The 15,153-nt window shown below is 28.6% G+C and carries 12 protein-coding genes and 4 tRNA genes; 2 read left to right on the forward strand and 14 right to left on the reverse strand.

Annotated elements, in window-relative coordinates; all coding sequences use genetic code 11:
* Nucleotides 1-2: 2 nt before the first annotated feature.
* From yigL to dapF, 6 genes are all read right to left on the reverse strand, one after another.
* The gene (gene yigL / locus Bsans602_RS02985; RefSeq protein WP_500837034.1) at nt 3-830 is read right to left on the reverse strand and encodes a sugar/pyridoxal phosphate phosphatase YigL; all 828 of its coding nucleotides are present in this window, start codon (nt 828-830) and stop codon (nt 3-5) included.
* Nucleotides 831-1,095: 265 nt separating this feature from the next.
* Nucleotides 1,096-2,040 carry a magnesium/cobalt transporter CorA gene (gene corA, locus Bsans602_RS02990; protein WP_500837035.1) on the reverse strand — a complete coding sequence of 315 codons (945 nt, stop codon included), beginning with the start codon at nt 2,038-2,040 and terminating at the stop codon, nt 1,096-1,098.
* Between the two features lie 2,006 nt (nt 2,041-4,046).
* A complete protein-coding gene (locus Bsans602_RS02995; protein WP_500837404.1) occupies nt 4,047-4,211 on the reverse strand; it encodes a UvrD-helicase domain-containing protein in 165 nt (54 codons plus the stop codon).
* Between the two features lie 47 nt (nt 4,212-4,258).
* A complete protein-coding gene (locus Bsans602_RS03000; protein WP_500837036.1) occupies nt 4,259-4,396 on the reverse strand; it encodes a hypothetical protein in 138 nt (45 codons plus the stop codon).
* Nucleotides 4,397-4,491: 95 nt separating this feature from the next.
* A complete protein-coding gene (gene yigB / locus Bsans602_RS03005; RefSeq protein ID WP_500837037.1) occupies nt 4,492-5,208 on the reverse strand; it encodes a 5-amino-6-(5-phospho-D-ribitylamino)uracil phosphatase YigB in 717 nt (238 codons plus the stop codon).
* Between the two features lie 182 nt (nt 5,209-5,390).
* Complete coding sequence (gene dapF / locus Bsans602_RS03010) at nt 5,391-6,236, reverse strand: diaminopimelate epimerase (RefSeq protein WP_500837038.1); 846 nt, start codon at nt 6,234-6,236, stop codon at nt 5,391-5,393.
* A gap of 714 nt (nt 6,237-6,950) precedes the next feature.
* Here dapF and hemC point away from each other — a divergent pair.
* Nucleotides 6,951-7,853 (forward strand): hydroxymethylbilane synthase, encoded by a 903-nt coding sequence (gene hemC, locus Bsans602_RS03015; protein ID WP_500837039.1) that lies wholly within the window; start codon nt 6,951-6,953, stop codon nt 7,851-7,853.
* 50 nt (nt 7,854-7,903) lie between these two features.
* Nucleotides 7,904-8,653 carry a uroporphyrinogen-III synthase gene (gene hemD, locus Bsans602_RS03020; protein WP_500837040.1) on the forward strand — a complete coding sequence of 250 codons (750 nt, stop codon included), beginning with the start codon at nt 7,904-7,906 and terminating at the stop codon, nt 8,651-8,653.
* Between the two features lie 116 nt (nt 8,654-8,769).
* Here hemD and Bsans602_RS03025 read toward each other — a convergent pair.
* The 8 genes from Bsans602_RS03025 to ilvA form a co-directional block, all read right to left on the reverse strand.
* Nucleotides 8,770-8,843: transfer RNA gene (locus Bsans602_RS03025), tRNA-Pro, on the reverse strand.
* A 122-nt stretch (nt 8,844-8,965) separates the two neighbouring features.
* A tRNA-Leu gene (locus tag Bsans602_RS03030) sits at nt 8,966-9,051 on the reverse strand.
* Nucleotides 9,052-9,092: 41 nt separating this feature from the next.
* Nucleotides 9,093-9,165: transfer RNA gene (locus Bsans602_RS03035), tRNA-His, on the reverse strand.
* A gap of 47 nt (nt 9,166-9,212) precedes the next feature.
* Nucleotides 9,213-9,286: transfer RNA gene (locus Bsans602_RS03040), tRNA-Arg, on the reverse strand.
* Between the two features lie 493 nt (nt 9,287-9,779).
* Entirely contained in the window at nt 9,780-11,039 is a 1,260-nt protein-coding gene (gene rho / locus Bsans602_RS03045) for a transcription termination factor Rho (RefSeq protein WP_250232491.1), read from the reverse strand.
* 454 nt (nt 11,040-11,493) lie between these two features.
* Complete coding sequence (gene trxA / locus Bsans602_RS03050) at nt 11,494-11,829, reverse strand: thioredoxin (protein ID WP_500837041.1); 336 nt, start codon at nt 11,827-11,829, stop codon at nt 11,494-11,496.
* A 245-nt stretch (nt 11,830-12,074) separates the two neighbouring features.
* Nucleotides 12,075-13,541: a ketol-acid reductoisomerase gene (gene ilvC, locus Bsans602_RS03055; protein WP_500837042.1), complete on the reverse strand. Its 1,467-nt coding sequence runs from the start codon at nt 13,539-13,541 to the stop codon at nt 12,075-12,077.
* Nucleotides 13,542-13,598: 57 nt separating this feature from the next.
* A complete protein-coding gene (gene ilvA, locus Bsans602_RS03060; protein WP_500837043.1) occupies nt 13,599-15,146 on the reverse strand; it encodes a threonine ammonia-lyase, biosynthetic in 1,548 nt (515 codons plus the stop codon).
* Nucleotides 15,147-15,153: the final 7 nt, after the last annotated feature.

Here is a 15,153-nt window from a genome sequence, read left to right on the forward strand (position 1 = left end):
AACTATTTTATTAAAGATAAATTAGGTATCTTATTGAGATAAATATGTTTTAAATAATGAGGAACTGCATCATCTTTGTTACTTCCAATAATTTCTAGTAATGGCAGCGCATCTTTTAGTCGTTGTTGTGCATTACTCATTATGCATCCTTTCCCTGTCATCGATAACATTTCTTGGTCATTCATTCCATCGCCAAATGAAATACAATCTTTAAGTTGATATCCTAGTGATTTAACTACTTTCTCTAAAGCATGGCCTTTAGAAACTCCACCCGGCATTACTTCAAGACATGTTGGAAGTGAAAAACTAATATTAACATGATGATTCCATCGCTCATTTAATTTTTTTTCTAAAGATAACAACCGTTGGTAATTATCACTGGTAAAATATACTTTACAAATCTTATCTAAAGATAATGCACTTTTTTGGTAAACATAATAATTAGATTCGTATCCGTTAGTAAAACAATTTTGATTCGACATTGATCGATTGATTAGCCATTGATCGTTGTGGAAAACATTAGTAATGATTTCAGAATCATAATGCACTATATCTAGTAGGCTAGACACAATTTCTGTCTCTAAATTATAAGAGGCGATTAATTTTCCATCAGCATTATGTATTCTAGCTCCATTAGAAGTAATCATATAGGCATTAATTTTTAAGTTATCACGGATGTCTATGACATTTGTGTGATGTCGGCCGGTAGCAAAAATAAAATGAATTTTATAATTAGTTAGTAGTTGCAGAATCTTTTTGGCAAAAGGTGTTAATCGGTGATTTGGTGTTAGCAGGGTGCCATCTAAATCAGACGCAACGATGCGAAACATTTATTTACCTCGCCTTATTGTGTTATTAAAATTTATAATATTAAAAATAATTATACACCAATAATTATAATATGATATCAAATAAAAATTTGATATATAGATGTTATTTGAGTATTAATTTATTATGAACATTATTTTTGATAACATTGTTATTTTTAACATAATGTTATGTTGTGAAGGCGCGTATTCTAAAAATATTTAAGTTTATTAGATTAGTATTTATTTGTAAGGTGCTATCAATAGTACTATTATATTTGTCAATTATTTATAACCAATTTTTGTATTTAAAATAGATATATGGGGCTAATCCTGCTAAAATCATCAAGATAATAGCACCAGGGTAACCAAATGACCACTGCAGTTCTGGCATAAATTCAAAATTCATTCCATAGCTAGATGCTATTAAAGTAGGGGGTAAAAAAACTACTGAAAAAATTTTTATAATTCTATTTTGTTCAATATTAATAAATCCCATTGCTGATTGAGTTAGAGAACTGATCTGATGAAATACATATTCATTATGAGGTAATAATAATGCAATATCATTTAAAATTTCGTTAGCATATTGTCGTTGCGCTATTGGCAACTGTACTTTGCGTATTAAAAATTTTATTGCTCTTTCAGAATCTAATAAATTCACACGAATTTTCCACCCTGTGTTTTCTAATATAGCTAAATCAGAAAGCGCATGGTCATATTCATCAATTTGTTGCCCATTCATAATGACAAAACTTAATGTTTCTAAAGAGAAGTAAATATGTTCAATTTTATTTGCTAGATCATCAATTTTTGCTTCAAATAAATTTAATAGTAATTCATAGGCATTTCCATCTATTAATAAACGATTGTGTACATACTGTTGATATGTATAAAATACTGGAAATTCTTCTTTTCGTGAAGTAAATAGACATCCATTATATATAGTAAAGGATACAATAGAGTTATTTATTTGTTCTTTTTCATTATATGACAAGAAAAAGGAACGAATATGTAGTCCATTTTTATCTTTAAAAAACCGTATGGTTTTGTTAATATCTTTTAGTTCAAAAAAATTTATTTTTTGGTGCAGCAACATATTTTGTATATAATCGTATTCATCGTTATTTGGATTTATTACGTCTACCCAAATAATATTGTTTAAAAATGATATTTTTTCTTTTTCATGAACACGGAGTAAATGATTATCTTTTAATTGAAATACGTTAAACATATATCATTTTTTCCTTAACGGATGCAAAAAGAACACATTAAATTATAATAGTTAAAATTAGATAATTAAATGGTTATCCCTTTTTCTATATAATTTCTGGTAATGACGTATTATATAACAGAATAATTACAAAACTATTATTGGGTATTACGTATCAAATATATTTAATGATGTAAATAACTTGTAGAAACTTATATATTTGATTGCAAATATAATTATCATGATAGTTTTTAATTAAATATTCAGTAAATATTTTCATTATATGAAAGTATTATAAATCTAATTCACATAGATTATATGCGTGTATGGTTATTCTTAAGTATAAAAAGATTGTCAATATTTTAGGTTTTAATAAAAATGAAAAAATATAGATATGTTTGTATTATATAATAATCTAATAAAATTAGGATATTAACTTTCAGAAAATTTAGTACAACAAAAATATAAATTTATAAAAGTAGTAGCACGTATTCTTAATAAAGAAATATTGAGACACTTCTAAACAATCTATTTGGTAGTTAGTTAACAAATCTAGACGGTGATTGAATTATTGTTTTTCATAGATATGATGAGTTTCTAAATAACTAATTGTTAATTTATATATAGCGTGTGTGATGCCAACATAAATTAATCTACGTTCTTCTTCTAACAGTTATTTATTAGCCAAAGCAATATAATTTGAACAAATTCTGTCTTTTAATCCTACAATAAATATCTGAGAGAATTTTAATTTTTTGCAGCATGTAGCATTATTAATTGCACTGCATCTGAATATGAATTAAATAAATTTCTTCGAATTATATAGAAATATATGACAAAATTGTTGTAATGAAGATATATTTGTTGTTGATTCTAATGAAATATTATATTATTTGCTCATTGTAATCGTTATTGGATATTACATTTATGCTCATAATATGTTGATGTCGATGTGTTTATATGTACTCTATAATCCTATTTGCTTAGTGATATAATAAATTTTTTGTGTAAAGGTAACGTAGTTAAAGTTTGTTATTTTAATGAATCTATCAACACAATAATTTGTTTAGAGTGAGAGTAGGTTTTCCTTTAATAATTTTTTTATTTGAAACAAATAAGTTGTTTTCTCATAAATTTAGGTGATTTAAATTAGCGTATTTATTTATAATTTTTACAGTATGTGGTCTAATTCCTCTATTAAGTGTTATTAATTATTCGGACGAAGCAATGTTATTATTATTAATTAATAAATAATAAATTTTAAATAAGCTATGATGTCTTTAATTTTTTACGTTTAAAAAACTTTATTTCTCCGTATATTTTGTCAGGCACATTTTCAATAGACTTTCTTCCAGTAAATGAGATGGTAAATTATTTGACGCTCTTGTTGAGTACACTACGTTTTTCCAATTTATTAGATTGTTGCCACAAATAAAGCTTCATCTGTTTTATTAAAAGACAATAAACAGAAATTACATCTTCTTTAGTTTTACGTATTCACAAATTTTTAGCTGTGTTATTTTTATAAATAAGAGCGTTAGTAGTTTTTAAATATTGTTAGTAAAACGATAATTTTGTTTTGATATAATAAGCCTATACATGTTTAAAATCTGCTAAAAATCTTTAAAAATTTTTAATTTTTACGCTCCTTTCTAACCATAAATAGATTGATTATTGTTTTTTCCTGGTAATAAGTATAACTAAGCATGTTTGTATTTTATTAACATCTTGAAGTGCATTTACTAAAAAATATTAATAAATCGTTTTTGATAATAATGCAAAATATTTGGATAATTTAGGCGCAATATATATGCACGTTTTAATAGTTCATTAAAATCTACTAATCTAGAACAATAATATATATTATTTACTATAAAACTAATAAAGCTGTATCCATGTCATTTTTATTAAATTATTGTTGATATTAGTATTTTTTGAGTATCTGAAATTTTATTTTTTCTGTATTAATATAGCGCATAGTTTGATTCGCACCGTATTTTTCATTTAAATTAAGTAAAACGTATTAATTATTTTAAAAATTGAATTTGGTCATTGTGATCAAGAATTTGAAAATCTTTTGGTAAGTTTGAATTTATATAGTGAATGCGTAATAAATGATTTGCTAACCTATGAAAGGTACTAATCTGGATATCATTTTTTGAACACCAATTAGAGATTAAATACGCTTTTATTTATTATTACACACATTACTAAAGAAGATTTATTTGTAAAGTGATCATCATAATTGACCCATGGTGTGTATTTTACCAATTCCAGCCAAGCAATACGATTCACTAATGTCGAGTGTTCCGTTTTCAGCTCTAGATAATACTAATATGTTCTTGTCGTTAGAAGTTACCGATTTTTTATTTATCATTTAATTAGCTGAAAATATTAGAAATATTCATAAAATACTGAAATATATGTGCATAATAATCATGATGAAATATGTTATTGATATAGTTATTAATGTTATAGTAAGTATGTTAATGATATTAACTTTGAAATTTTCAAATGTGGCGATAATTTTATATCTATTGAGTACAATTGATCTGTGTTGTATTGATTAATCCAACATGCTTGCATTCCAGAGTAGATTGCTCCTTTCACATCTGTTTGTAAGTCATCTCCTACATGTAAAATATTTTTACAAGGTAATCCAAAATATTTTGAAGCTAAATAATACATATCTGTGTATGGCTTAGCGCGACCATGAATTCCGGCACGTAGTGTATATTGAAAATATGGTTGTAGTCCACAGGCAACAGGATTTGCATTTCCATTAGTAATTGCAATTAATGGCCATTTAGAGTTTAATGCAGACAGCGTGCTATGAGTGCTAAGAGGTATATCAATTTTATTACGCCAATGTATCATGATTTCCATAGCATGATCAGCGCCTGCTTGTGCTTCATTTTTATTCAATCCTGCTTGAAGCAAAGTTGTTTTTAAAGATTTCCAACGCCAATAATTTACATCATGATAAATGTCTGGTTCTAAAATTTTAAGTATTTTGCGTGTCTGGCAATAGTCGATTTTTTGTATTTTAGATAACGCAGGATGATATTGTTGTAGAAATAATACTGATTTTTCTTCAGCTTGATTCATGACTGAAAAATTATTGTACAATGTGTTATCTAAATCTAAGGTTATAGCATAAAAAGGGCGTAACACGCGATAAAAATGCATAAATTATACCTTTTATATCAATATAAAGTATTAATTGATGAAGTATTAGTATTTTTATTAATCAATATCTATAGTATTTAAAATTAAACGTTAAATAAAATTTAAATATTAAAAAATTTATATATCTATCTTAGATAGATGAAATTTTCAAGATATTGCTTGAGTATACAAACGATATAATTTCATATCATAGCATTTTGAGCGTATAAATCAATATCACCATCATATACATATGATGCTGATCCGGTCATATATAATGGATACCCTATACCTTTCCAATTGACAGACAAAGTTCCTCCAGGTAATAGTACATCTACTGTTTCATATAACAGTTCTTGCTGAATGCCTATCGCTACAGCCGCACAGGCAGCAGTGCCGCAGGCTTGAGTTTCTCCTACGCCTCGTTCATACACTCGTAATCGGATGTTATTACGATCAATAACCTGCATAAAACTTACATTAGCTTGCTCTGGAAAACAATGATGATTTTTTAATGTTAATCCTAATGAATTAACTTGAACGGTTTCTATTGTTTCAACTAAAACGACGCAATGAGGATTACCCATAGATACTATACCGCATAATATTGTTTGTGTAGGTAAAAATAAAATATAAGTTTTTTGATATTGTGTTGCATAAAATGGAATAAGTTTTGGATCAAATATCGGTAGACCCATATTAACAGATATACGATTATCATCCATTATAGATAAGACTATATGATGAGTACGAGTGCTAATGTGAATATTTCGTTTGTTAGTTAATTTTTTTAAATAAACAAATTGCGCAAAGCAACGAATACCGTTTCCGCATTGATTAACTTCTGTTCCATCTGCATTATAAATTCTGCAATGAAAATCTATTTTTGGATCACAAGAAGGCTCTACAATTAGCAACTGATCGAATCCAATTCCATAATATCGGTCTGATAGGTATTTTATATTTTTAGAAGTGAGATGTATATTTTGTGTTATAGCATCTATAATGACAAAATCGTTACCCAATCCATTCATTTTTGAAAATCTCATATTTGCCTCATATAAAATGTCAATAAATAAAACTCGATATGTATTGTTAACTTTAAAATGAGTTTATTAAACTAAATTGTTAATGTATTTTCACAATAGTAAATGCATGAAAAAATTTAATTTTCATTTAATGAAAATTAAATTAACGTGATTGTATCTTAGTAATTGATGAAAATATACGTTTATTAAAGTATTAAGATTAATTTCTAAAAATACGATGTTTATTTAAAATAGAGTGTTTTTAAATTTATAAAATAAGATTAATAATATTTAAAGTAATTTAAAAAATTAGTTTTATTTTAAATTAACGATAATAATATTATATATATTGATAATTAATATATTAAAAATTTTTAAATGTTATTTCCATGATTGATCAATAATTAAGGTATTACAATATAAATAAATAAATTATTTATTAATAAATAATATTGTAGCATATTTTTATTATAAATATTTGTAAAAGAGATATGAATATAAAATTTAAAATATAAATGTAATAATGTTAAAATATTTTAGATAATAATTTGAATACATAACCTTTTATACAATTGATTATTTTAATTTTCGTAATTAGTCTATATTAAAATGTTACGATACACAAAATCAAAATTTAAAATCAACATATTATTTTGTTATTTAATTTTTAAAATAATTACATGTATATTAATAAATTAAAAGATCATATGTTCCATTGTTAGTATAACTATAGTGATGAATACTAAAATCTTAAGAATTGCTACGCGAAAAAGTCGATTGGCTATTTGTCAAGCTCAATATGTTTATAATGAATTAAAGCGTTATCATCCAGCTATACAAATAGAGTTGATACCTATTGTAACAACAGGAGATAAATTTTTAAATGTAGCCCCAAGGAATAACATTAAAAAAGGGGCATTTATTAAAGAATTGGAACGTGCATTAATAGATTTTCGTGCTGATATTGCTGTTCATTCTATGAAAGATATTACAGTACCTTTACCAAATGAGTTAATTCTTCCAATTCTCTGTGAACGAAATGATCCACGTGATGCTTTTGTTAGTTTAAAATACTCTAATATAGATACATTACCTATTGGTGGCATAATAGGCACGTCAAGTTTACGTAGACAATGTCAAATACGCGCTCAACGCACAGATTTAATAGTAAATAACTTACGAGGTAATATAGATACAAGATTAAAAAAATTACAGTATGATCAATATGATGCAATCATTTTAGCTGTAGCTGGACTGAATCGATTGGAATTAAGTCAATATATTCGTGTTCACATCGATCCATCTGATCTATTGCCAGCTATGGGTCAAGGTGCTATAGCTATAGAATGCCGATTGGGTGATACTGATACTTTATCTTTGTTGTCGCCTTTATATCATCGGGAAACTTCATTACGTATTCAAGCAGAGCGTGCTGTCACTACTTATTTAGAAAGTTATTGTCATTTACCAATTGCTAGTTATGCTGAAATTGAAGGAGATAAAATATGGCTACGTGCACTTATTGGATTGCCTGATGGTAGTAAAATTATTCGTACTGAAGGTCGAGCACCTTTGGATCAAGCAGAAACCCTGGGATGTCTTCTTGCTGAAGATTTGTTGATTCAATTTAAAAAGTAACATATTTGACTATGAATGTATATCAGCAAAATTTGATATAGTTATTAAGTATGAGCATTTTAATTACTCGACCGTCTCCATATGGAGAAAAATTAGTAAATAAATTACTTTCTGTTGGTAAACGCGCATATCATTTGCCGTTAATTTGTTTTTCTGCAGGAAAAACGCTGTCTTTTTTAGAACAACGATTAAATCTACTTTCTACAGGAGATTTATTATGCATTATATCACAAAATGCAATTAAATATGCTCATAACCAGTTACTTAGTATAGGAATATCCTGGCCTACTAAATTAGTATATTATTCTATCGGTCGTGCAACTAGCATAAAGATGTATAAGTTATCGGGAATTGTTTCAAAATATCCTAAAGGTAAAGAAACAAGTGAAAATTTATTACAATTACCTGAATTAATTTATAGTTATGGGAAACGTGTTCTTATTTTAAGAGGTAATAATGGGTGTACTGTTTTAGACGATACTCTTCAGAAAAGAGGAGCGTTAGTGTTATCTTGTGAATGCTATTGTAGACAATTGTTGCAGTATAATGGAGAAGAGCAATTATATAAATTGTTGGAATTAAATATTAAAACGGTAGTGGTGACTTCTGGAGAAATATTAAAACAGTTATATTATTTAATTCCTCAATTTTATCGTACATCTTGGCTAATACGATGCAGACTTATAGTAGTAAGCTTGCGTTTAGCTAAGTTAGCTAAGAGCTTGGGTTGGACAGATATTATTATAGCAAGTTCGGCAAATAACGATGTATTAGCTCATGTTTTAATTAACAACTCTTAATCTTGGAATATGGATATTAAATTCATACTAAATAGTTGGCTTTGATTAAAAATATAAATTTTATGAAATACAATACAGTATTGATATTTAAAAATTCTTATGTAGTTTATAAAGAATCGGCGAGAGAGGATTTGAACCTCTGACTTCCTGGTCCCAAACCAGGAGCGCTACCAAGCTGCGCCACTCGCCGATAATTTATATTAAGTTTGTGTAGGTGGTTTTTGCGTATGTTATATTGTATCTACTAGTATCTGTGCTGAGTTTGATGATAATTAACTAATTATTTATTGTGTATAACTAGAGAATGATTTTTGCGAAGGAAGGGGTTTGAACCCTCACGTCTTTGTAAAGACACTAACTCCTGAAGCTAGTGCGTCTGCCAATTTCGCCACCTTCGCTTAATGTTATATTTGCATTTTATTTTTAAAATAGGTAAATGGGTGATTGATGGGATTCGAACCCACGACTGCTGGAACCACAATCCAGAGCTCTACCGATTGAGCTACAATCACCTCCATAGATTAATCTTAATTTTTTCATAAAATTTTTAATAAATCAATGCGTCCGACAGGATTTGAACCTGAAACCTTTGTCTTCGGAGGACAACACTCTATCCAATTGAGTTACGGACGCATTGATTCAGCGTACATATTCAATTCATCTTTACACCGAATAAGATGTATTTGGTTAATCAAATGTAGTTGTTTTATATATAAACAATCTCTAACTTAATATTTATTAAGTGCAATGATATAAAAACAAGTATTTAATAGAAACAAAGATCTATTTTATAGGTTTTTATGTTTCTCTAAAGAATTATTTGCGCAATGTAGTCATAGATTATTTAAAATTTTAATAAGATACAACAAAGAATACAAAATGCCTACTACTTATATTTAGTATACAAGTTTACCAAATTGCTATTTATGTACAAACAAATTATTAAAATTTAATTTATATATGTAATGACACAATGTTCATAATATAATACATAATATAAAAATGCAAACAGCTTTTAAATAAGTTTTAAAGCTAAATTTAGTGAAATAAAACTAATATAAAAGATTGCGGGTGATTTATCTCTTAAAATATATTCTAATATAGAGATTACAGTTATTATAATAAATTAACATCGTTTCATCATATCAAAAAATTCATCATTAGTTTTCGTCATAGATAGTTTATTCATCATAAATTCCATTGCGTCAATTTCGCTCATTGGATGGATAATTTTACGCAAAATCCATATTTTTTGCAATTCATCCTGAGTAGTTAACAATTCTTCTTTTCTAGTTCCAGATCGATTATAATCAATTGCTGGGAAAACACGTTTTTCAGCGATTTTTCTTGATAAATGTAGCTCCATATTTCCAGTTCCTTTAAATTCTTCATAAATCACTTCATCCATTTTTGATCCAGTATCAATTAAAGCAGTAGCTATAATAGTTAAACTTCCTCCTTCTTCCATGTTACGAGCAGCTCCGAAAAATCGTTTTGGGCGATGCAAAGCGTTAGCGTCAACTCCTCCTGTCAGCACTTTTCCAGATGAAGGCACAATAGTATTGTAGGCTCTAGCTAATCGTGTGATGGAATCTAATAAAATAATGACATCTTTTTTGTGTTCTACTAGTCGTTTAGCTTTTTCAATTACCATTTCGGACACTTGTACATGACGAGAAGCTGGTTCATCAAAAGTAGATGCAATTACTTCTCCATGTACTAAACGTTGCATTTCAGTAACTTCCTCCGGACGCTCATCTATCAAAAGTACTATCAGTACACAGTCTGGATAGTTGTGGCTAATACTTTGCGCAATATTTTGTAAAAGTATAGTTTTTCCAGCTTTAGGTGGTGCTACAATTAAACCTCGTTGACCACGTCCAATCGGTGATGCTAAATCTAATACTCTTGCGGTTAGATCTTCTGTAGACCCATTTCCCCGCTCCATACGCAATCGAGAATTAGCATGTAATGGGGTGAGATTTTCAAATAAAATTTTATTGCGGGCATTTTCTGGTTTATCATAATTTACATCACTTACTTTAAGTAATGCAAAATAACGTTCACCTTCTTTTGGGGGTCTAATTTTTCCAGAAATAGTATCTCCAGTACGTAAGTTAAAACGACGAATTTGACTAGGAGATACATAAATATCATCTGGACCTGCAAGATAGGAGCTATCACTAGACCTCAGAAAACCAAAACCATCTTGTAAGATCTCTAATACGCCATCCCCAAAAATATCTTCTCCAGTTTTAGCATGTTGTTTAAAAATAGCAAAAATAATATCTTGTTTGCGCATACGTGCTAAATTTTCTAGACCCATACTTTCCCCAAGGTGTACTAGCTCAGAAACTGGTATGTTTTTTAATTTTGTAAGATTCATAATTATGGATTCTTAAATTGGAGGTATACAATACCGCTGGTATTAAAGAGATATGGTCTATTGTATAACACAATAAATGATCATTTTTTTATAGAAATGACGGCGCTTGATTATACACCCATTCTTAAAGTTCATCAAGAACAGGCGCATAATCAAATGCTACTTTTTTTATTATTGAATTACCATGTATAAAAAATATGATTTAATTCACCAGTAATTTTCATAACTATATTAGAAAATATGTCTATGTTTAACCTATCTTATTTACGTTATACAATCTCTATTGTTACCATTACGATGATGATTACGCTTTTAATCATTATTACAAAATTATAAATTTATGATTAATTACGAAATAACGAGTTGCCATTCTACTATAATCCTAAAGAAACGTCTACTAACATATAAGATAAATTTTAAAAATTACAAGCATTAAAGGTAATAAGTGTAGAATTTATATATACGGTTTTAAAAATTCTTGTAATTTTTGTTTAGATAACAATCCTATTTTAGTAGATAACACTGTTCCATGATGAACTAACAATAACGTTGGAATACTTCGGATACCATAGTTTTTAGTAGTTATTGGATTTTCATCTATATTTAATTTTGCTATTTTTAGTTTATCATGAAATTCTACGGCTATGTCTTCTAAGATAGGCATCATTATTTTACAGGGATTGCACCATTCAGCCCAAAAATCAATTAAAAATGGTTTATTTTCTTGATTGATAGAGTTTAACACTTTTTCTTTAAAATTAGAATCTGTCAAATGTACTATATGATTCATTCGTTCTCCTTATAACTTGTTTTCTGTTAATTGTTGTGTGCGTATGTAATAATTATTTATTTTAGTATATATCTTGAATTAATTGGTATTTACTGTCGTTTACATAATTAGTTATGTAATATGTAATTTTTTATTACTTTTGCTTAAAAAATTTATTTAGATCATCTAAACGATTCTTCGTGGTAATAAGATAATTACTTGAAATCAATGTATAATCACGGTTTGAGTTATTGACGACTAACAAATTATAAATTTTTCATATTTTGCATATGACTTCTTAATTTAATTCCGACTTTTTCTATTGCATGATTTCTAATTATTTCATTAGTATTACGTAAAGTAATATTATCTATTTTAATTTCTTCAGGCGATGTACCTAAATCTCCTTTTTTTAAATTAGGTATTATAGTTTTTTTTAATAAAGGAACTACTGCGTTACAAAACAAATAATTACCATATTCTGCAGTATCGGAAATTACCGTATTCATTTCATATAATTTTTTTCGAGCTATAGTATTTGCAATTAAAGGTAATTCATGTAATGATTCATAGTATGCTGATTCTGGTGCTATACCGGCTTGTGTCATTGTTTCAAAAGACAGTTCTACGCCTGCTTTTACTATAGCCACCATTAATATTCCGTGGTCAAAATATGTTTGATTCAGAATCTCTTGTTGAGAGTTTGGCGCTTGTTCTAACGGGAGTTGACTAGTTTTTTTTCTCCAAACAAGTAATTTAGAATCATTATTCTTCCAATCCGACATCATTTCTTCAGAAAATATCCCATTCAGTATATTTTCCATATGTTTTTCAAAAATTGGTTTTAATATATTTTTTAATTTTTCAGATAATGTAAAAGCGCGTATTTTACCAGTATTAGATAATCGATCCATCATCAATGTAATACCTCCGTGTTTTAATGCTTCGGTTATGACTTCCCAACCATATTGAATAAATTTTCCCGAGTATCCAGCGTCCATACCATTATTAATCATATAATCAAAACAAAGAATTGATCCTGCCTGTAGCATTCCACACAAAATGGTTTGTTCTCCCATAAGATCTGATTTAACTTCTGCTACAAATGAAGATTCTAATACTCCAGCCCGATGACTACCAAGTGCAAATGCCCAGGATTTTGCTAATTTCATGCCTATATTATATGCATCGTTTTCTTTATGTACGGCAATTAAGGTAGGCACTCCAAATCCTCGTTGATACTCTTGACGAACTTCTGTACCAGGACATTTTGGAGCAACCATTATGACAGTGATATCTGGACGAATTTTTTCTCCAACCTCTACAATATGAAATCCATGTGAATAGCCTAATACAGATCCATGTTTCATTAAAGGTTCTATTTTTTTTATTACTGTTGTGTGGTTTTTATCTGGAGTTAAATTAATAATAATATCTGATGTTGGAATAATTTCTTCATAAGTTCCTATAGTAAATCCGTGCTGTGTTGCTCTTGACCAAGATTCTTGCTTGTTAATAATAGATTCTCGACGTAAAGCGTATGCAATATTTGCACCTGAATCTCTCATATTTAAACCTTGATTTAATCCTTGAGATCCACAACCTATTATAGCTATTTTTTTGGATAATAAGGATTGAATTCCTTCAGAAAATTCAGTGTAACTCATAAATCGGCATTTTTTTAAATGTTTTAATTTTTGCATAAAAGTTAGTGTATTAAAATAATTAGCCATAAAATACCTTTTTAAATAATGTTAAAATAATTCAATAATTTTGTATAAAAATAACCTTTAATTTAAAAATACTCCAAACACTGGATTAGTTGTGACATCATGCCATTCGTATCCTAATTTAGATAGGTATTGTTCAAATTTTTCTTCTTCTTTTTGATTAGATAATTCAAATCCAGCTAAAACACGTCCGTAATCAGTACCATGATTTCTGTAATGAAACAGAGAAATATTCCAATTAGTTCCTAGAGTATAAAGAAATTTCAACAATGCTCCTGGAGCTTCTGGAAATGCAAAACTGAAAATTCGTTCTTGTAAAGATTGGAATAAATGCGCCCCTACCATATATCTGACATGTAATTTTGCCATTTCGTCATCAGACAAATCTACGACCTGAAAACCATTAGCGAGTATTTCTTGTATTATTATTTTTCTTTCGGAATATCCATTTTGCAAACGTATACCAATAAAAATACAAACTTTTTTAGATCCATTATAACGATAGTTAAATTCTGTTACCGATCTATTTCCTAATATTTTATAGAATTCTAAAAAACTACCCTTTTTTTCTGGGATAGTAATTGCCATTAATGCCTCTCGTTGTTCTCCTAGCTCACAACGTTCTGAAATGTAACGTAATTCGTGAAAATTTATATTAGCACCTGAAAGAACATGAGCTAATCTTTCACCTCGTATTGCATATTGTTGAATATATTTCTTCATTCCAGCTAATGCTAAAGCACCTGAAGGTTCAGCTATAGCGCGTACATCTTCAAATAAATCTTTTATTGCAGCACAAATTGCATCATTATCTACTGTGATTACATCATCTAGATATTTTTTACATAAACGAAATGTTTCATTTCCAACACATCGTACTGCTACTCCTTCTGCAAATAACCCTACTTTATGTAACCATACTGGCGTTCCGGCTGATAATGCAGCGCATAAAGAAGCTGATTCTGATGACTCAACTCCTATAACTTTTATTTGGGGCATAAGATGTTTAATTAGCACAGCAACACCTGCAGCTAATCCACCTCCTCCTACTGGAACAAAAATGCGATCTAAATGAGCATCTTGTTGTAATAATTCCATCGCTAATGTTCCTTGACCTGCTATAACCGTTGGGTGATCGAATGGAGGAATAAAGGTTAATCGATGCTTATCAGCTAGAGACATAGCTTTAATTTTAGCTTCGTCAAAATTAGCTCCACACAATAATGGTTTTCCACCAAAATTACGTACTGCGTCTATTTTTATATCTGCAGTGTTTGTAGGCATTACAATCAAAGATGTTATACCCAGATGAGTAGCAGAAAAAGCTACTCCCTGAGCATGATTACCTGCTGATGCTGTAATAACTCCAGAAGATTTTTGTGTTTTATTAAGACTTGAAATCATGGCATAAGCACCACGTAGCTTGAAACTATGTACTGGTTGTCTATCTTCACGTTTTACTAACACTATATTTTCGAAACGTTGTGATAATTTGCTCATAATTTGTAATGGTGTTATTTGAGCTACTTCATATACATGAGAACGTAAAGCAATTCGTAGATATTCTGCTGGGCAGGGAGTATTAAGAAAATAATTAATTTTTTTCATTTATAAA

Source organism: Candidatus Blochmannia sansabeanus (nom. nud.) (genome assembly GCF_059935345.1).